We start from the raw sequence: 16,751 nt of genomic DNA on the forward strand, positions 1-16,751 counted from the left end.
TGGCTAATGACCCTTGCTGTTCAATTAGTTATGCAAAATCTAGCAGCTAATATCTAATGGCTCAGCACTTGGGGGCCCTGGCTACTCGTGCAGCGTGGTTGGGGGCCCAGCGGTGCGGCGTTTGGGCACGGTGCCGTCGGGGTGGGCCCAGGGCTGGGGCGGGGCCAGGGGCAGCAGGAGCAATTGCGCCACGGTCTGGCGGGCCGGATCGGGGTAGGCGGGCACGCCGATGGTGATGGCCGCCTGGGGCACGTTGAGGCGCAGGGTGCGGTGCAGGCGGTCCCAGAGGGTGAGTACGACGCCGAAGTTGCTGTCCGTTTCGCGCTGCACCTGCGAGTGGTGGATGCCGTGGGCGCGGGGCGTCACGAGCAGCGGCGCCAGCCAGCGCTCAGTGGCCAGCGGCAGCCGCCAGTTGCTGTGGTGGAAGGCCGTGCACGCTTCAAACCCCGCCTCGTAGGCCAGCACCGTGGCCGGCCTGATGCCCAGCAGCGCCGGCAGCCCCGCCCGGTACGGGATGCTGGCCAGCATCTCGCCGAAGTGGAAACGCCAGGCCGTGGTGAGGTCCATGTCGAGGTCGTTGTGGTGCACGCGGTGCAGCCGCCACAGCAGCGGCGCGTGCAGCAAGCGGTGCCAGCTGTAGGCCAGGTAATCGAGGGCCAGCACCTCAAGGGCCAGGCGCAGGGCGGGCGGCAGCTGGGCCAGGCGGCGGGCGGCGTAGTGCGGGGCGGCCCGCTGCGCCAGCCCCACCATGGCGGGCAGCAGCGTGAGGCGGGCGGCGGGCATCGCGGGGGCGGCCAGCAGCACGTTGCGCCGCCAGCGCTCGAGGCGGGGGCGGGTGCGGCGGCGCAGCGGGCGGCGGGTTTCGAGCAGCAGCAGGCCCAGGCCCACCAGGGCCAGGGCGGGGGCCGCCCATCGGTCGAAGCGTTTGAGGAAAGGGTGCGAAACGGGGAAAAGCGACATGGGCAAGTGGGCAGGAAGTACGGCGCACCGCTGTACGTTGGGAAGCCGCCCGCTGGCCAGGGCGGCGAGCGGCGGCGGTTTCGGCGCGGCGCGGGCAACGCGGCGGGCGCCCCGGCGTAGGTAGCCCAGGGGCCCCGGCTGGCGCGGCGCTCCGTGGTGCAGGGCCCCCGGGCATTGCGTGGCAAACCGCCCTAACTTGTGCAGTGTTTTTATTTTCCGTAGCGAGTGGCTGATACGAACGAGGCGGCCGGGGCCCCCACCGGCGCGGGGCCGGCCATCAGCATCATCATCCCCGCCTTCAACGAAGCGGAATCCATTGCCCACCTGCTGGGCTACCTGCGACAAGAAGCGGCCGGCGGCCCGGCCCCGGAAATCGTGGTGGTGGACGGCGGCAGCACCGACGCCACCGCGGCGCTGGCCCGGCAGGCGGGGGCCACCGTGCTGCCGGGGCCCCGCAAGGGCCGCGCCGCCCAGCTCAACCACGGGGCCCAGCACGCGCGCGGGGCGCTGCTGTATTTCCTGCACGCCGACTCCTACCCGCCGGCGGGCTTCTTGGCCGATTTGCGGCGGGCCGCGGCGCAGGGCTACGCGGCGGGCTGCTACCGCCTAGCCTTCGACCACCCGCATTGGCTGCTGCGCTTCAGCGCCTGGTGCACCCGGCTGCCCCTCACGGCCGTGCGCTTCGGCGACCAAAGCCTGTTTGTGCGCCGCGACGTGTTTGAGCGCCTCGGCGGCTACCGCGAAGACCTGCTGGTGATGGAGGACCAGGAAATAGTGGGCCGCCTGCGGGCGCAGGGCCCCTTCCGGCTGCTGCCGCGCCCCGTCACGACCTCGGCGCGCAAGTACCTGGCCAACGGGGTATTCCGGCTGCAAGGCATCTTCGCCCTCATCGTGCTGGGCTACAAGCTCGGCGTGCCGCAGCACCGCCTGGTGCAGTTCTACCGCCGGCTCATCCGGCAGGGCAAGCTCTAGGCTGGGGGCCCTCCGCGGGGGCCCTGGGCCCGGGCGTCGGCGGGGCGGGCCGTAGCTTGCCGCTTTGGTTTTTCAACTTGCCCCGCCCCTGCATGCCCGACGCTGCCCTGCCTCCGCACTTATTGGTTTTTGCCCGCGAGCCGGTGCTGGGGCGGGGCAAAACCCGGCTGGCGGCGGGCATTGGGGCGGCGGCGGCGCTGGCCGTGTACCGCGAACTGCTGGCCCTAACGGCCGCCGCCGTGGCGGGAGCCCAGGTGCCCGCCACGGTGTGGCTGGCCGAGGCCCCCGCCGGCGCCGGCGCCGGCACCGACCCGCACCAGCCGCGGCCCGAGTGGCCCGGCCACCCCTGGCGCGTGCAGCCCGCCGCCGCCCCGCTGGGGGCCCGCATGGCCCAGGCCTTTGCCGAAGCCTTCGCGGCGGGCGCGGGCCGGGTGGCCGTCATCGGCACCGATTGCCCCGGCCTGAGCGCCGCCCTGCTGCGCCAGGCCTTCGACCAGCTGCAAACCCACGACGTAGTGGTGGGCCCGGCCGATGACGGTGGCTACTACCTGCTGGGTATGAACCGGTTGCATCCCAAGCTATTCGCCAACAAAGCCTGGAGCACCGCCACCGTACTGCCCGATACCCTAGCCGACGCCGCCCGCCTGGGCCTGCGCGTAGCCCAGCTACCCGTGCTGCACGACATAGATTCGGCCGAAGACCTGGCCAGGTGGCGAGCTGGCGAATGAGCGAATTGGTAAATGGCGAATGGGCGGGTTAGTGAATGAGTGGGTTGTTAGGGCCCGCTCATTTACCAACCCGCTCATTTACAATTCGCTCATTCGCCAGCTCACTGGTTCGCCATTCCCACGCTGCCCAGGCCAGCACGCCGCCGTATTCCAGCACAAGGAGCCAGGGGCTTTCCGTGTAAGCACTTGTGCGGTAGGCTGAATAGGACAGTACCGCCAGCCCGGCCCACACCCGGGCGTAGCGCAACGGCGAGAAGCAGCTCAGCGCCACCAGCGGCACCAGGTACCAGGGGTGCACAATGGTGGCCAGCGCAAAGTAGCCGCTGAGCGTGAGCAGCAGCCGTTGCGGCACCGCCGCCAGCCCGCGCCGCCCCGCATCTACCCCCCGCGCCAGCCAAAACGCCAAGCCGAGGGCCCCCGCGCCCAGCAGGGGCCCCAGGCCGCCCACCAGATCAAAGCCCACCAGCCACTGCCCCAGCGCCCGCAGCACGTAGAACACGCTGGCGTTGAACTCGAAGCTTTGGAAATACAAATCCAGACTCAGCCCAATGTGCAGCAGCAGGCCCCACGACAAGAAGGGCAGAAACGCCAGCCCCAGCCCGCCCGCCAGCACCCCCAGAAACCACCCGAAGCGCCGCCCCAGCTGCCGGGCCAGCAGCGGCAGCGCCAGCAGCGGCAGCAGCTTGGTGGCCACCGCCAGGGCCAGGGCCCCCGCGGCCAGCCGCGAGCGGCGGCGCACCAGCAGCGCCCCCGTCAGCAGCAGAAAAAAGACTACCACCCCTTCCATGTGCACGTTGCCGGCCACTTCCACGATGGCCAGCGGGTGCAGCAGGTAGGCCAGGGCGCGGCGGGCGGGCCAGCCCGCCAGTGGTAACAGCCACAGCAGCAGGGCCGCCGCGCCGGCATCGGCCAGCAGCAGGGCCCCGCGCACCACCAGCAGAAAGCCAGTTTCGGAGGACGGGAAAGCGGCGGCCGCGGCCCCGTACAGGGCCTGGCACACCGGCGGATACACCGAGAAGTAGCGGGGCGAATTGAGGTGGGGCCCCAGGCGGCGCAGCTCACGCATGGGCAGCGCGGCCGAGTCGGGGGGTGGGCGGCGCAGCAGCTGCGCCGGCGTTTCGGCAAAGGGGCTGTGGCCGTGGCTCACGAGCAGCCCATCCCAGTGGAAGCGGTAGAAATCGTCGCTCAAGGCCGGGGTGGCTGGCAGCCACAGCAGCCGGAACGCCAGCGCCGCGCCCAGGCCCCAGCGCAGGGGCAGGCGCGTGTGCAGCAGCCACACGTAGGCCGCCCCCGCCACCCCAAACAGCCCAAGCAGCTGGCCAAACTGTGCCCGCGGCGTGGCGTAGGCCAGGGCCCAGTAGGCCGCCCCCGCCAGCAGCAGGGCCAGCAGCTGGCCGGCGCGCAGCAGGGGGGTAGGGCGGGGCGGGGTCAAAAGGAGAAATGATTGGATGGTAGGGGCCCTGGCACCTCGCGGGGCGCCAGGGCCCCCAGGGCAAGCTCAGCATCACCGCCTTTGCGGCTCTAAAGGCCCCGTTTGGGTGGGCAAAGTGAGCGCCAGGGCCCCTACCAATACTTAAAAATCGTCCACAAAATCTTGTACCCGGCCCCGATGGTGCCGCGCACCGTGCCCGATATTTTGGAGGTGCCGATGCGGCGGCGGTAGCGCACGGGCACCTCGACCACGCGCAAGCCCAGGCGGGCGGCTTTCACCTGCATCTCCACCGTCCAGCCGTAGTTGGTGTCGACCATGCCGATGCGGGCCAGCGCCGCAGCCGTGACGGCGCGGAAGGGCCCCAGGTCGGTGTGGGTACCGCCGTAGCGCAGGCGCAAGAGGCGCGCCGCCAGCCAGTTGCCGAAGCGCTGCTGGGGCAGCAGGGCCCCGCGCTCGCGCTGGCCCAGCGCCCGCGAGCCAATAACCAGGTCGGCCGCACCGGCCAGCAGCGGGGCCAGCAAGGCGGGCATTTCCTCGGGAAAGTCGGAGTGGTCGCCGTCCAGAAATACGATGATTTCGGGGGTGAGGGCAGCGGGCTGGGCGGCGTAGTAGGCTAGGCCGGCCAGGCAGGCTTGGCCGTAGCCGGGGCGCGGCTCGGCCACCACGGTGGCCCCGGCGGCGCGGGCGGCGGCGGCGGTATCGTCGGTCGAGGCATTGTCCACCACCACCACTTCCTGGGCCAAGCCGGCCGGGATTTCGTGCAGCACCAGCGCGATGGATTGCCCCTCGTTGTGAGCCGGAATGAGGACGCCGATGCGGGGTAGGGAAGCTGACAAACCAGGAACAAGCGCGAGTGAGCCCGTAAAGAAAGCGGCTACGCTTCAGCTCCTTCGCGCGCCGCGCTGCTAGGCCGCTGCACCCACCCCGAAGTAGGTGCCCGCAAACGCCTGCGCGTAGGCCTTCACTTGGTTGCGCACGGCCCGAAACTGGCCCAGGATTTCTTCTGGCGTGCCCGTGGCCTTGGCCGGGTCGGGGAAATTGTGGTGCAGCTGCGTAGCCGCGGCCGGAAACACTGGGCACACCTCCTGCGCATGGTCGCACACGGTGAGCACGTAGGCGAAAAGCACGGCGGCGTACTCGTCCACGTGGTTACTGGTGTACCGGCTGATATCCACGCCATCCTCGGCCATCACCTGCACGGCTTTCGGGTTCACGCCGTGCACCTCCACGCCGGCCGAGTACACGGCGGCGCGGTCGCCAAGCAGCTGCTGCAAGTAGCCGTGCAGCAGCTGGCTGCGGCAGGAATTACCGGTGCATAGCACCAGAATATTAGGCTTCATATTATTGGAAATTAATTGCTAATACAGCAGCAGGCCAATAGCACACTAGCAGCACCCGCCGCCGGGCGTGCAGCCGGCCATCTGGAGCTGCGGCAGGGCAAAGGCCGCATCGGGGATGCCGCAGGCGTCCTGCGCCAGGCAGGCCGTTTGCTTGGGCGTCAGTTGAAAGTTCTGGCCATCGAAGACCAAGCCGAATTTGCCGATGGTGGCCTGCTGGTATTCTACCTCGATGTCCAAATCTTCCTGGCCCAGAATGCGCGCCGAGAGGTCCAGAATGTGCAGGAATTTCTGCGGGGCCAGGCGGTGGTCGTAGTCGCCGGCTTCCCAGAGCTGGAAATTAGCCACCGTTTCGCGGCGCTCGGTGCCACCGCAGTCGATGAAGTGCTTGGTGACAAGGCCCACCTCCGTCACGTGAAAGTGCGGGGGCAGGGCCGTGCCGTCGGGCAACCGAAAATTGATGGCTTTTAGTCCCGCCAGGGTTTGCTTCAGCTCGGAGATTTTCATGAGAAAAGGAGGGGTAAAAAGGTAAAAGCTAACAGGCGCAGGCCCCATCGGGGCCGCAGGCAGCGCCCGCGGTAGCCGCATCGAAAAAGGCCGTAAACTGCTGCTGCACTTGCCGCAGCAGCGCCGTATTGAGGCAGTAGCAGACGGTGAGGCCGTCGATTTCACCGCGTATCAAATCCACCGCCTTCAACTCCTGCAAGTGCTGCGACACGGTGGTGCGCGCCAGCGGCAGCTCGGCGGCAATGTCGCCCGAGATGCAGGTCGTCTGCCGGGCCAGAAATTGAATGATGGCCACCCGCGCCGGGTGGGCCAAGGCTTTGGCTACCCGCGCCAGCTGCTGCTGCTCGGCGGTGAAGGCGGCGGTTTTGGCGTGGGTCATGGGGAAGAGTAGCGGCGGCTATTAGAGTATGACGTAAATTTACGTCATAATATGTCGTATTTATACGTCATTACGAAAAGTGATTCTCCTACCCCCCGCAAACCCGGCCCCCGAGTGCGGGCGTAGGTAAGGCGGCGCGCCGCAACCGGGTGTTTTGGCGTTCATTTACGGCTTATGCACCTCGTTATCATTGGCAACGGCATTGCGGGCGTTTCGGCGGCCATCACGGCGCGGCGGCTGGCGCCGGCGGCCCGCATCACGCTGGTGGCCGCCGAGAGCGCGCACCACTACTCGCGCCCGGCGCTCATGTACCTGTATATGGGCCACTTGCGCTACGATGATGTGAAGCCCTACGGCGACTGGTTCTGGGCCGAAAACCGCCTGGAGCTGGTGCACGCCGAGGCCGTGGGCGTAGACACCGCCGCCCGCACCGTGCAGCTGGCCACCGGCCCGCCCCTGGCCTACGACCGCCTGCTGCTGGCCACCGGCTCGGTGGTGCGCACGCCCGACTGGCCGGGCCGGCAGCTGGCCGGCGTGCAGGGCTTCATCGGCCTGCCCGACGTGGAAAGTATGGCCCGCGACACCCACGGCATCACGCACGCGGTGGTGGTGGGCGGCGGCCTCATCGGCGTGGAGCTGGCCGAAATGCTGCACTCGCGCGGCATCCGGGTGACGTGGCTGGTGCGCGAGGGGCGCTACTGGCAGTCAGTGCTGCCCCCCGAGGAATCAGCCATGCTGGAGGCGCATTTCAGAAACTATCACATTGATTTACAGAAAAATACCGAGCTGCGCGAAGTACTGGGCGACGACCAGGGCCGGGTGCGGGCCGTGGCCACGACCACCGGCCGGGAGCTGCCCGCCGAGTGGCTGGGCCTGGCCACCGGCGTGATGCCCAACCTGACCCTGGCGCAGGCCGCCGGCCTCGATACCGACCGCGGCATCTTGGTAAATGAGCTGCTCGAAACCAGCGCGCCCGGCGTGTACGCGGCCGGCGACTGCGCCCAGCACCGCCAGCCCGCCCCCGGCGAGGTGGCCGTGGAGCAGCTCTGGTACACCGGCCGCATGCAGGGCGAAACCGTGGCGCACACCATCTGCGGGGCCCCTACCCCCTACCGCCGCGGCGAGTGGTTCAACTCGGCCAAGTTCTTCAACCTCGAATACCAGACTTACGGCCGCGTGCCCGCCCAGCCCGAGGCGGGCCTTGCCAGCTTCTGCTGGCAGCACCCCAGCGGCAAGCACCTGCTGCGCATCAATTTCCAGGAAAAAACCCAGGCCGTAACCGGCGTGAATGCCCTCGGCCTGCGCCAGCGCCAGGACGTATGGGAGCACTGGCTGGGCGAGAAAACCCCCATCGGCACCGTGCTGGCCCAACTGGCGGCGGCCAACTTCGACCCCGAGTTTGCGCGGCAGCACGAGGCCGCTATCCGGCAGGAATTTGGGCTGCAGTTTCCAAAGATTGAAGTGGCTAAGCCGCGGCGCAAAGGGCTGTTTAGCAAGTTGTAGCTTGGACGGTGCAAGTCCGAGCGCGCGCGACGCGCGCGGGCAAAACCGGCCGATTACCAGCGCCAGATGCTCACTGACGCTCACGCTCGGGCTCGCGGAGTCCAAGCCACTTTTCTTTCCTTATGTACGACCTCCCTACCCCCTCCTTTGCCCTTGCCCAGCCGCCGCCCGCCGCCGTACCGGCCGGCGAGAAGCTGCCCCTGGCCGCCGTGGCCCTGGGGCTGCTGGCGCTACTGGCCGCCGTTGCCGATGCCGACGCCGGGCGCGCCCGCCTCAGCCTGTACCTGGCCCTGGCGCTGGTGAGCGCAGGGGCCCTGGGCTGGGCCTGGCTGGCGTTTGGGCAGCGGCCGGCCGGCTGGCACCCGCACGATTTATGGCGGCGGGCCAGCACCGCACGCGGCGCCGTGGCCTGGGCTACGGGCGTGGCCCTCACGGGCTTCTACGTGGTGCTGTACTGGTTTCCGTGGCTGCTCGAAAACCTGATTAGGGCCCTGGACCCATTCAGCCAGGCGCTGCGCCACAAGGCGGCCGACCAGTGGTTTCTCTACGGCACGTTCTACACGCTGGCGGTGCTGGTGATGGGCGGCCGGGGGCTGTGGAAATACCGGTTTGCGCGCTACCACCTGGCGCGTACGGCCTCGGTGATGTTCTTTCAGCTGGGCTTCGGCTTCCTGCTACCGGGGCTGCTGCTGGCCTTGCAGCAGCCCGAGTATTATTTCTCGTATTTCTGGCCCTTAAAGTACGATTACCTCTTTCCGGGCACCGTGGCGCAGCTGCTGCAGGGCGGGGGGCTGGGCGTGTTCATGGTCTTTTGGGGAGTAGTGATGTCGCTGGTAGCCACGCCTATCCTCACGTATTTCTTCGGCAAGCGCTGGTACTGCGCCTGGGTGTGCGGCTGCGGTGGCCTGGCCGAAACGGCCGGCGACGCCTACCGCCACCTCTCCGACAAAAGCCGCCAAGCCTGGCGCTGGGAAGTGCGCCTCATCTACCCCATTCTGGGGCTGATTGTGTTGCTCACGGCGCTGCTGTGGCTGGGGGCCTCGGGCATGGTGCCGGCGCTGGGCGTGGTCACGGGGCCCCTGGGACAGTTTTATGGTTTTGCCATTGGCAGCGTGTTTTCGGGGGTGATAGGCGTCGGGTTTTATCCGCTCATGGGCAGCCGGGTGTGGTGCCGCTTCGGCTGCCCCATGGCCGCTTACCTGGGCCTGCTGCAAAAGCACTTCTCGCGCTTCCGCATCAGCACCAACGGCGGCCAGTGCATCTCGTGCGGCAACTGCTCCAACGCCTGCGAAATGGGCATCGACGTGAAGCAGTACGCCCAGCGCGGCGAGTCCATTGTGCGGGCCGCCTGCGTGGGCTGCGGCCTCTGTGCCACCGCCTGCCCACGCGGCGTGCTGAATCTGGAGAACGGGCCACGCGAAGGCCGGCTGGCCGGCTCAGCATTTATTCACGCCGATTCGCTGCGAATTTTGTAGTAGAAACGCCCTGCGCGGGGGGCACCTCACAAGACCCCTATGCTCTTTCTCGAAACCAGCCTGGTCGTCCTCTACGGCCTGTGTCTGGTGTTTATGCTCGGCTTCAGCGGCACGCAGTGGCAGCTCACGCGGCTGGCGCGCCGGGCCCTACCCCCCGCCCCGCCGCCCACGCCAGCCGCGTGGCCGCGCGTGACGGTGCAGCTGCCGGTGTACAATGAACTGAACGTGGTGGCCCGCCTTATCGACGCGGCCGCCGCCCTCGACTATCCTCCTGACCGCCTGCACCTGCAAGTGCTCGACGACTCGACCGATGAGAGCGTGGCCGTAGCGGCGGCCCGCGTGGCGCACTACCGGGCGCAGGGCGTGCACATCACGCACGTGCGGCGGCCTACCCGCGAGGGCTACAAGGCCGGGGCCCTGGCCCACGGCCTGGCCGAAACCGACGGCGAGCTCATCGCCATTTTCGACGCCGACTTTCTGCCCGAGCCCGATTTTCTGCGCCGCGTCATCCCGTATTTCGACCAGCCCAAAATCGGCATGGTGCAGACGCGCTGGGGGCATCTCAACGAGCATGACTCGCTGCTGACGCGCCTGCAAGCCTTTGGGCTGAACGCGCATTTTTTGGTGGAGCAGGTGGGGCGGCAGGCGGGCGGGCACTTTATCAACTTCAACGGCACGGGCGGCGTGTGGCGGCGCGCCTGCATCGCGGACGCCGGCGGCTGGCACGCCGACACCCTCACCGAAGACCTCGACCTGAGCTACCGCGCCCAACTGCGCGGCTGGCGCTTCCGGTACCTGCCGCAGGTGGTGGCCCCGGCTGAGCTGCCCGCCCACCTCGACGCCCTCAAGTCGCAGCAGCACCGCTGGAACAAGGGCGCCGCCGAAACCGCCCGCAAGCACGTCGGCCGGGTGTGGCGCGCCCCGGCCCTATCCCTCGCCACCCGCCTGCACGCCACCTTTCACCTGCTCAACAGCTCGGTGTTTGCCGTCATCCTGCTAATGGCTTTGCTGAGCGTGCCGCTGGTGGTGGTACGGGCGTACCGGCCCGATTTCGGACCGGTTTTCCGGCTGGCGTCGGCCTTCGTGCTCACGCTGCTGCCGCTCACGTATTACTACTACGTAGCCTGGCGGCGCAGCGGGCCGCCGGCCGGGCGCTGGTTTGCACCCATATTTTTGCTGTTTATCTCGCTCTCGATGGGCCTGGCGCTGCATAATGCGCGGGCCGTGGCACAGGGCCTATTGCGGCGCGCCTCGCCCTTTGTGCGCACGCCCAAGCTGGGCGCGGCCGGCGCACCTACCCCCGCCCGCCGCTACCGCGTGCGCGAAACCGGCCAATTGCCCCTGGGCGAGGCGCTGCTGACGCTGTATTTCCTGGCCGGGCTGGGGGCCGATTTTTACTACGCCGACTATGGGCTGCTGCCCTTCCACGTGCTGCTGGTGGGGGGCTTTGGGGCCCTAGCGGGCTACGCCTGGCGCGAGCGGCGGGGGTAGGGCAACCGCCGGGGCCCCGGCCTGCGTAATTACGGGCATGACGACCTCCTCCTTCGTGCTGCGGCTGGGTGGCGTGCTGCTGCTAGTGGGCCTGGTGGCCGCCTGCCAAAGCCGCCAAGCCGACGCCCCGCCCACCACCAACAAGCTCTACTCGGCCATGCTCAATGGCCTGCTCAAAGAGTCGGTGCCCTTCGTGAGCGTGGCGCAGCTCAAGAGCCAGCCCGCGCCCGTGCTACTCGACACGCGGGAGCCCGCCGAGTTCGCCGTCAGCCACTTGCGCGGGGCCAAGTGGGTCGGCTACGATAATTTTTCGCTGGCCGAAGTGGAGGATATTCCCAAAAACACGCCCATCGTGGTGTACTGCTCGGTGGGCGTGCGCAGCGAAAAAATAGGGGCCCAGCTGCAAGCCGCCGGCTTCACCAACGTGCGCAACCTCTACGGTGGCCTCTTCGAGTGGATGAACGAGGGCCAGCCCGTTTTCACCGCTGATAATGAGCCTACTGACCGCGTGCACGCCTACTCGCCCACCTGGGGCATCTGGCTCCAACGCGGCCAGAAGGTGTACCAGTAGCAATGGTACAGTAGCTCGGATTTTGCAGTTCGAGCTACTTCTCCAGCCTGATAATGAAGTTCTTAAGCGGGTTCTTTTTGACAATAGTCACCAGTTCGCCGTTGGTGTATTGGTACTCGTCTTCGCGGCCGTCGCGCACGGCGTGCCAGGTGCCGGGCTTCTCGCGGCTCAGGGCGAAGTAGTCGCCGAAGTACTCGGCGAAAGCCCGCGCCTGCCCGGCCGGCGGCTCGCTGAAAAACATGTTGGTGACGGCGTAGCGAATCGGCTGCGTTTCGGTGGCCCGGTAGTGGTGCTTGTATTGGTCGGCCACGATGTCGTAGTGGTCGCCCTTCCACTCGGCTTTGGAAGCAAAATCGCCCTGGTTGGTGTGCGCCTCTACGGTCGAGAGCAGCAGTTGGCCGTTGTGGAAGTGATTGACTACCCGATAGTAAATCTTGAGGTGATAGAACAGAAAGTTCACTTTCACGTCGCTCACCAGCGAGTAGGTCACGTCGGCGCCCACCGGCGCCTGGCGCGTGGCCGTCATCGTGCCCACCCGAATGCCCGCCACCTCAATGCCGTAGCGCCGCACCTCGGCCGCCGCTGCTTTGGGGCCCTGGGCCGCCACGGCCAGGGGGAGGGAGCTCAGGAAAAGTAGGGCAGGAAGAGTCATAAGCTTTAGGTAGGATAAAGAAGAACGTCATGCTGAGCTTGTCAACGCATCTTGGTCGCTTCATCCAACGATGCGACCAGGATGCTTCGACAAGCTCAGCATGACGTTCTTTTTCAACAACTAAGCCAACTGCCTAGCAGCAGCCACCGCCGTCGTAGTGGTAGGTCGAAGGCGAAATAAAGATGTCATCGCGGCCCAGGGCGGCTAGGTTGCCGGCGGTTTTGTCGCACACGGCCAGGGGCTGGTTCTGCATGAGCACGTGGCCCTTGTGGTCGTCGAAATACTCGTCGCCGCCGTAGAAAATGGCGGTGCGGCCCGTGAAAATGCAGGGCCCATCGGCCGGCATGGGGTCCTTGATGGCGCAGACTTCCACGCTCTCGATGAAGATAACCTCGTCGGTGGCGTAGTGCTGGGGCGAGAGTACGCGGTAGGCGCGCTTGGCCCGCACCTCAATGGTGCCAAAACCGACTTCGGCAATCATATCGAGGTATTGTTGCAGGGGCAGCGAGCCGGTGAGGCAGAGGGCGCGCAGGCGCTCGTCGGCGCGCAGCTCGTCGCTCATGGGCTGCTCGCAGGTGGGGTCCGACATCACCAGGCGGCCGTGGGGCTTGAGCACGCGATAGGTTTCCTGGAGGGCGCGCTTGAGGTCGTCGAGCTTGAAGATGTTGAAGAGGCAGTTTTGAGCCGCCACGTCCACGCTCTCATCGTCCACGGGTAGGTGCAGGGCGTCGCCGGCGCGCAGGTCGATGAAGTCGCTCTTGAACCAATCGTTCTGCTCCTCCGCCGTTTGCATGTTCTCGCGCGAGGCGTCGAGCATCTCGCTCACCACATCCACGCCAATCACGGCGCCCGGCCGGCGGCTGAAATAGGCAAATTGCAGCAGCTCCATGCCGCCGCCCACGCCCACGTAGAGCACGGTGGGCGAGTTGGTGAGGTCGCGCGGGTTCACGGTGCTGCCGCAGCCGTAGTTCATGCTCAGCATGCGCTGCGGAATGCTGAGGCCGGGCAGCTGCCACACGGGGTTGGTGGTGCAGCACAGGCCCACCTGGGGCTCTTGGGCCGCCTGGCGGTACACGTCGGCGGTGGTATCTAAGTAGCTCATTTCAGGGAATTAGGGGGAGGGAATAGTTGAGCCAAACCTACGGCGCTAGCAGCGCTTTTGGGCCAAGACAAAAACCTAACAGCACGACGGTCTTTAGTGCGAAATCCCGGCCGCTACTGCTTGTTCAGGCTCCAGTTGTAGTCGAGGTAGGAAATCTTGGTATTGTCGTCGATTTTGATGGTCGAGTACTTGTTCACCCACTTCACCACCGACTGGCCGTTGTTGCTCCAATCGCCTTTGTACCAGTCGAAATACTTGGAGAGCTGGGCGGCCGACTTGCTAATCTTGTTTTTGGCCGGGTTGTTCAGAAAGTCGCGGCCTTGGTCGTCGAGCTGGGCGCTGAGCTTGCCGGCGGTGTAGGCCTCGTTGCGCAGCCGGGGGCACGACATGGAAGCGCAAACCAGCGAAAAGTGGATGCGCGGGTCGTCAAATTTCTTGCGCAGGATGCCGTGCTCAATGTTGTCGAGGCTCATCTTTTCGCCGCCGATGCTGAAAAACTTCGCCGCCCAGGGCGTGGTCACGAACGGAATCTTGATTTTGGAGCCAATGTCCTTGATGCTTTCGACCGGGTAGTGGTCGAGGATAAGGCGGATGGTGTAGGCGTTGTAGGCGTTTATCCAGTAGGCCATCTGGTCGGCTTTGGGCCAGTTGGCGGCGGGCGGGTTCTTGCTCAGCATAGCCAAATACTGGTTGAAAGCCGCCTCATCGGCCTTAAAGCCCTTGTAATCGACGAGGCCCTGGGCGTTGACGTGCTGGTGAAGCAGCTTGTCGAAGGCCGTATGGTCCACGACGGCGCTGGCGGCGGCCACCGCGTAGGTGGGGGCCGGCACGGGGTTGAGGCGGGGCCCCACCACGGCCACGGCGGTGAGCGTGCCGGCGGCCAGGGCCAGCACTGCGATAGTCGAGGTTTTCATAAGCTTGTTCATTAAATGTACCTACGGCAAAAGGGGACAGAAAAGATTAGTTTCCAGCCGCATTGCCCAAACTAGGGCCCCTGAAGCCCCTAATTCGGGCAATGCGGCTGGGGGGCTCGGCCGGCCGGGGCCCCGGCTTTGCCAATTGCGCCGGAAGTTGCGGCTCCGTAGCCCTACTACCCATGCTCAGCGTCATCATCCCGACTTACAACGAAGCGGACAACATCGGCCGCCTGGTAGCCGACCTGCGCCGCCACGCCCCGGCCGAAACTGTCGAAATCCTGGTCGTGGATGCCAACAGCCCCGACGGCACCGCCGAGGTGGCGCGCCAGGCCGGGGCCACCGTGCTGGCCGCCCCCAAGCCCGGCCGCGCCGCCCAAATGAACCACGGCGCCCACCAGGCGCGGGGCGATGTGTTCTATTTCGTGCACGCCGACGTAGGCATTCACCCCCATTACGCGGCCACCATCGCGGCGGCCGTGGCGCGGGGGCACGCGGCGGGCTGCTACCGCTTCCGGTTCGACTCGAAGCACCCGCTGCTGCGCATCAATAGCTACGGCACTCGCTTTAAGGGAATTATGAGCCGCGGGGGCGACCAGACGCTGTTCGTCACGCGGGCGCTGTTTGAGCGGCTGGGCGGGTTCAACGAGCGGTTTGTGATAATGGAGGACTTCGAGATTATCCAGCGCATCCGGCGGGTCGCCTCGTTCTACATCGTGCCGCAGGAGGTCGTGGTGTCGGCCCGCAAGTACGAAACCAACAGCTGGCTGCGCGTGCAGCTGGCCAACCTCACGGCCTTCGCCATGTACTTCCTCAAGCTGCCGCCGCCGCGCATTGCCCGCACCTACAAGGCCCTGCTCAACTACCGCTGATGCCCGCCCAGTCTGCCCCGCTGCCCCGCGTGCTCGTGACCGGCGCCAACGGCTTTTTGGGCCGTCACCTCGTGGCCGAGCTGCTGCGCCGCGGCTACCCCGTGCGGGCGCTGGTGCGGCCCGGCGGCGCGGCGGCCGGGGCCCTACCCCCGCTTGCTTCGCTGCCCATTGAGGTATGCGAACTGGACCTGGCCCGCGTGGCGCGCAAAGGCGAGCTGGCGGCGGCCAGCGGTGGTTGCGGGGCCATCATCCACGCGGCGGCGCTGGCGCAGGTGAACCCCGCCCGCAGCCGCGCCGTGCGGGCCGCCAACCTGGGCGGTACCGAGCAGGCCATTGCGTTGGCCCGCGCCGCCGGGGTAGGGCGCTTCGTGTACGTGGGCACGGCCAACGTCTTTGGCTTCGGCTCCAAAGCGCGGCCCGGCGACGAAACCCAGCCCTACGCCGGCCGCCGCTACGGCCTCGATTACATGGACAGCAAGCGCGCCGCCACCGACCGCGTGCTGGCCGCCGTGGCCCGCGAGCAGCTGCCCGCGGTGCTGGTGCACCCCACCTTTATGCTGGGCCCCGGCGATGCCCGCCCCACCTCGGGGGCCCTGTTGCTGGAGCTGCACGCCGGCCGCCTGCCCGGCTACCCGATGGGCGGCAAAAACTACGTGCACGTGCACGACGTGGCCGTGGCCACCGTCAACGCCCTGACCATGGGCCGCGTGGGTGAGTCGTATATTCTGGGCAATGAGAATTTGAGCTATAAAGAAGCCTTCGGTTTGATGGCCGAGATACTAGGGGTAGGCCCCCCGCGCTGGCCGGTGCTGCCGCCGCTGGCTAGCTTTTACGGCGTAGTATGCGACCTCAAAGCCCGCTTCACCGGCCGCCCCGCCCAGGTCAACTCGGCCATGACCAGCGTGGCCAACGACGGCCACTACTTCACGCCGCAGAAAGCCCGCCTCGAATTGGCCTTGCCCCAAACCCCCGTTTCCCAAGCCGTGGCCGACGCCTTTGCCTGGTTTAAAAGCCACGGCTATGTCCGCTAACAATGCTGGCCCGCTGGCCGGCCAGGTCGCCCTCATCACCGGGTCCGAGTCGGGCATCGGGCGCGAAACGGCGCGGGCCTTTTGCCGGCACGGCGCGGCCGTGGTGCTCAACGGCCGCCAGCCCGCCCGCCTCGAGGCCACCCGCCAGGCCCTGGCCGCCGAGGGCTACCAGGTGGCCGCGTGCCTGGCCGACGTCACCGACTACGCCGCCGCCGAGCGCCTCATTGCTACGGCGATAGATACCTTCGGCCGGCTCGATATCCTGGTCACCAACGCCAGCATTTCGATGCGCGCTTACTTCCGCGACATGGCGCCCGAGGTGTTCCGGCAGGTGCTCGACAGCAACGTGTACGGCTCGGTATTTCCGCTCAAGGCGGCCCTCCCCCACCTCATCCGCGCGAAGGGCAGCGTCACGTTTATCTCGTCCATTTCGGCCCTGAATGGCGTGCCCAGCGGCTCGGCCTACTGCGCCGGCAAGGCCGCGCTGGCCAACCTGGCCCACACCCTGCGCCTGGAGCTGGCCGACACGGGCGTGCACTTCGGGGTGGTGCACATCGGCTTCACGCAGAATGACCCCGACAAGCGCGTGCTCGACGCGGCCGGCCAGCCCGTGCCCATCGCGCACCGCTCGCCGCGCTGGCAAAAGTCGCAGGCCGAAGTGGGAGCCATCATCCTGCGGCACGTGCGGCGGCGGCGGCGGCGCACCGTCATTTCGGGGCTGGGCAAGCTTATCTTGGTGGTGCACACGCTACTGCCGCGCCTCGGCGACTGGGTGGTGCTAACTTCCCAGCGCCGCCTGCGGAACTTCTACGAATGAGCCCAGCT

At 67.1% G+C, this 16,751-nt stretch carries 18 protein-coding genes; 9 read left to right on the forward strand and 9 right to left on the reverse strand.

Annotation, left to right across the window (positions count from 1 at the left end; genetic code table 11):
• Window positions 1–81 precede the first annotated feature (81 nt).
• Window positions 82–960: a sterol desaturase family protein gene (locus EAH73_RS02160; protein ID WP_140464756.1), complete on the reverse strand. Its 879-nt coding sequence runs from the start codon at window positions 958–960 to the stop codon at window positions 82–84.
• 225 nt (window positions 961–1,185) lie between these two features.
• Between EAH73_RS02160 and EAH73_RS02165 the strand changes: the two genes are divergently transcribed.
• Complete coding sequence (locus tag EAH73_RS02165) at window positions 1,186–1,932, forward strand: TIGR04283 family arsenosugar biosynthesis glycosyltransferase (RefSeq protein ID WP_140464758.1); 747 nt, start codon at window positions 1,186–1,188, stop codon at window positions 1,930–1,932.
• A 92-nt stretch (window positions 1,933–2,024) separates the two neighbouring features.
• Window positions 2,025–2,660: a TIGR04282 family arsenosugar biosynthesis glycosyltransferase gene (locus tag EAH73_RS02170; RefSeq protein ID WP_140464759.1), complete on the forward strand. Its 636-nt coding sequence runs from the start codon at window positions 2,025–2,027 to the stop codon at window positions 2,658–2,660.
• A 58-nt stretch (window positions 2,661–2,718) separates the two neighbouring features.
• On the opposite strand, the gene EAH73_RS02175 is transcribed toward EAH73_RS02170, so the two are convergent.
• From EAH73_RS02175 to EAH73_RS02195, 5 genes are all read right to left on the reverse strand, one after another.
• Window positions 2,719–4,092, reverse strand: a complete 1,374-nt coding sequence (locus EAH73_RS02175) for a hypothetical protein (RefSeq protein ID WP_140464761.1) — start codon at window positions 4,090–4,092, stop codon at window positions 2,719–2,721.
• 131 nt (window positions 4,093–4,223) lie between these two features.
• Window positions 4,224–4,928: a glycosyltransferase gene (locus tag EAH73_RS02180; RefSeq protein WP_140464763.1), complete on the reverse strand. Its 705-nt coding sequence runs from the start codon at window positions 4,926–4,928 to the stop codon at window positions 4,224–4,226.
• A gap of 69 nt (window positions 4,929–4,997) precedes the next feature.
• Window positions 4,998–5,432, reverse strand: a complete 435-nt coding sequence (locus tag EAH73_RS02185; RefSeq protein ID WP_140464765.1) for an arsenate reductase ArsC — start codon at window positions 5,430–5,432, stop codon at window positions 4,998–5,000.
• Window positions 5,433–5,477: 45 nt separating this feature from the next.
• Window positions 5,478–5,936 (reverse strand): DUF6428 family protein, encoded by a 459-nt coding sequence (locus EAH73_RS02190; protein WP_140464767.1) that lies wholly within the window; start codon window positions 5,934–5,936, stop codon window positions 5,478–5,480.
• 28 nt (window positions 5,937–5,964) lie between these two features.
• On the reverse strand, window positions 5,965–6,315 hold the full coding sequence (locus EAH73_RS02195) for an ArsR/SmtB family transcription factor (RefSeq protein ID WP_140464769.1): 351 nt from the start codon (window positions 6,313–6,315) through the stop codon (window positions 5,965–5,967).
• Window positions 6,316–6,489: 174 nt separating this feature from the next.
• Here EAH73_RS02195 and EAH73_RS02200 point away from each other — a divergent pair, with 174 nt between their 5' ends.
• From EAH73_RS02200 to EAH73_RS02215, 4 genes are all read left to right on the forward strand, one after another.
• Window positions 6,490–7,818, forward strand: a complete 1,329-nt coding sequence (locus tag EAH73_RS02200) for an NAD(P)/FAD-dependent oxidoreductase (protein WP_140464771.1) — start codon at window positions 6,490–6,492, stop codon at window positions 7,816–7,818.
• Between the two features lie 122 nt (window positions 7,819–7,940).
• Window positions 7,941–9,293 (forward strand): 4Fe-4S binding protein, encoded by a 1,353-nt coding sequence (locus EAH73_RS02205; protein ID WP_140464773.1) that lies wholly within the window; start codon window positions 7,941–7,943, stop codon window positions 9,291–9,293.
• Window positions 9,294–9,332: 39 nt separating this feature from the next.
• A complete protein-coding gene (locus tag EAH73_RS02210) occupies window positions 9,333–10,784 on the forward strand; it encodes a cellulose synthase family protein (protein ID WP_140464775.1) in 1,452 nt (483 codons plus the stop codon).
• A gap of 37 nt (window positions 10,785–10,821) precedes the next feature.
• On the forward strand, window positions 10,822–11,355 hold the full coding sequence (locus EAH73_RS02215; protein WP_140464777.1) for a rhodanese-like domain-containing protein: 534 nt from the start codon (window positions 10,822–10,824) through the stop codon (window positions 11,353–11,355).
• Between the two features lie 34 nt (window positions 11,356–11,389).
• Here the strand turns inward: EAH73_RS02215 and EAH73_RS02220 are convergent, their stop codons facing one another.
• The 3 genes from EAH73_RS02220 to EAH73_RS02230 form a co-directional block, all read right to left on the reverse strand.
• Entirely contained in the window at window positions 11,390–12,007 is a 618-nt protein-coding gene (locus EAH73_RS02220) for a DUF6134 family protein (RefSeq protein WP_240047107.1), read from the reverse strand.
• 133 nt (window positions 12,008–12,140) lie between these two features.
• On the reverse strand, window positions 12,141–13,109 hold the full coding sequence (gene arsM / locus EAH73_RS02225) for an arsenosugar biosynthesis arsenite methyltransferase ArsM (RefSeq protein WP_140464779.1): 969 nt from the start codon (window positions 13,107–13,109) through the stop codon (window positions 12,141–12,143).
• A 113-nt stretch (window positions 13,110–13,222) separates the two neighbouring features.
• The gene (locus EAH73_RS02230) at window positions 13,223–14,023 is read right to left on the reverse strand and encodes a DUF547 domain-containing protein (RefSeq protein ID WP_140464781.1); all 801 of its coding nucleotides are present in this window, start codon (window positions 14,021–14,023) and stop codon (window positions 13,223–13,225) included.
• A gap of 182 nt (window positions 14,024–14,205) precedes the next feature.
• On the opposite strand from EAH73_RS02230, the gene EAH73_RS02235 reads away from it, so the two are divergent.
• From EAH73_RS02235 to EAH73_RS02245, 3 genes are read left to right on the forward strand one after another with little or no spacing between them, the layout of a single operon-like run.
• Window positions 14,206–14,895: a TIGR04283 family arsenosugar biosynthesis glycosyltransferase gene (locus tag EAH73_RS02235; RefSeq protein WP_140464783.1), complete on the forward strand. Its 690-nt coding sequence runs from the start codon at window positions 14,206–14,208 to the stop codon at window positions 14,893–14,895.
• Window positions 14,895–15,926 carry an NAD-dependent epimerase/dehydratase family protein gene (locus EAH73_RS02240; protein ID WP_140464785.1) on the forward strand — a complete coding sequence of 344 codons (1,032 nt, stop codon included), beginning with the start codon at window positions 14,895–14,897 and terminating at the stop codon, window positions 15,924–15,926. Before EAH73_RS02235 ends, EAH73_RS02240 begins: the two co-directional genes overlap by 1 nt.
• Complete coding sequence (locus EAH73_RS02245; protein WP_140464787.1) at window positions 15,916–16,743, forward strand: SDR family oxidoreductase; 828 nt, start codon at window positions 15,916–15,918, stop codon at window positions 16,741–16,743. Before EAH73_RS02240 ends, EAH73_RS02245 begins: the two co-directional genes overlap by 11 nt.
• The last annotated feature ends 8 nt before the right edge of the window (window positions 16,744–16,751 follow it).

The organism is Hymenobacter nivis, from assembly GCF_006439025.1.
In the GTDB taxonomy this organism is placed as follows: Bacteria; Bacteroidota; Bacteroidia; order Cytophagales; family Hymenobacteraceae; genus Hymenobacter; species Hymenobacter nivis_A.

What these genes read in the sequence shown, in the direction of transcription:
- EAH73_RS02160 (WP_140464756.1), bottom strand. Translation starts at nt 960, where the DNA reads ATGTCGCTTTTCCCCGTTTCGCACCCTTTCCTCAAACGCTTCGACCGA.
- EAH73_RS02170 (WP_140464759.1), top strand. Translation starts at nt 2,025, where the DNA reads ATGCCCGACGCTGCCCTGCCTCCGCACTTATTGGTTTTTGCCCGCGAG.
- EAH73_RS02185 (WP_140464765.1), bottom strand. Translation starts at nt 5,432, where the DNA reads ATGAAGCCTAATATTCTGGTGCTATGCACCGGTAATTCCTGCCGCAGC.
- EAH73_RS02190 (WP_140464767.1), bottom strand. Translation starts at nt 5,936, where the DNA reads ATGAAAATCTCCGAGCTGAAGCAAACCCTGGCGGGACTAAAAGCCATC.
- EAH73_RS02195 (WP_140464769.1), bottom strand. Translation starts at nt 6,315, where the DNA reads ATGACCCACGCCAAAACCGCCGCCTTCACCGCCGAGCAGCAGCAGCTG.
- EAH73_RS02200 (WP_140464771.1), top strand. Translation starts at nt 6,490, where the DNA reads ATGCACCTCGTTATCATTGGCAACGGCATTGCGGGCGTTTCGGCGGCC.
- EAH73_RS02205 (WP_140464773.1), top strand. Translation starts at nt 7,941, where the DNA reads ATGTACGACCTCCCTACCCCCTCCTTTGCCCTTGCCCAGCCGCCGCCC.
- EAH73_RS02210 (WP_140464775.1), top strand. Translation starts at nt 9,333, where the DNA reads ATGCTCTTTCTCGAAACCAGCCTGGTCGTCCTCTACGGCCTGTGTCTG.
- EAH73_RS02215 (WP_140464777.1), top strand. Translation starts at nt 10,822, where the DNA reads ATGACGACCTCCTCCTTCGTGCTGCGGCTGGGTGGCGTGCTGCTGCTA.
- EAH73_RS02220 (WP_240047107.1), bottom strand. Translation starts at nt 12,007, where the DNA reads ATGACTCTTCCTGCCCTACTTTTCCTGAGCTCCCTCCCCCTGGCCGTG.
- arsM (WP_140464779.1), bottom strand. Translation starts at nt 13,109, where the DNA reads ATGAGCTACTTAGATACCACCGCCGACGTGTACCGCCAGGCGGCCCAA.
- EAH73_RS02230 (WP_140464781.1), bottom strand. Translation starts at nt 14,023, where the DNA reads ATGAAAACCTCGACTATCGCAGTGCTGGCCCTGGCCGCCGGCACGCTC.
- EAH73_RS02235 (WP_140464783.1), top strand. Translation starts at nt 14,206, where the DNA reads ATGCTCAGCGTCATCATCCCGACTTACAACGAAGCGGACAACATCGGC.
- EAH73_RS02240 (WP_140464785.1), top strand. Translation starts at nt 14,895, where the DNA reads ATGCCCGCCCAGTCTGCCCCGCTGCCCCGCGTGCTCGTGACCGGCGCC.
- EAH73_RS02245 (WP_140464787.1), top strand. Translation starts at nt 15,916, where the DNA reads ATGTCCGCTAACAATGCTGGCCCGCTGGCCGGCCAGGTCGCCCTCATC.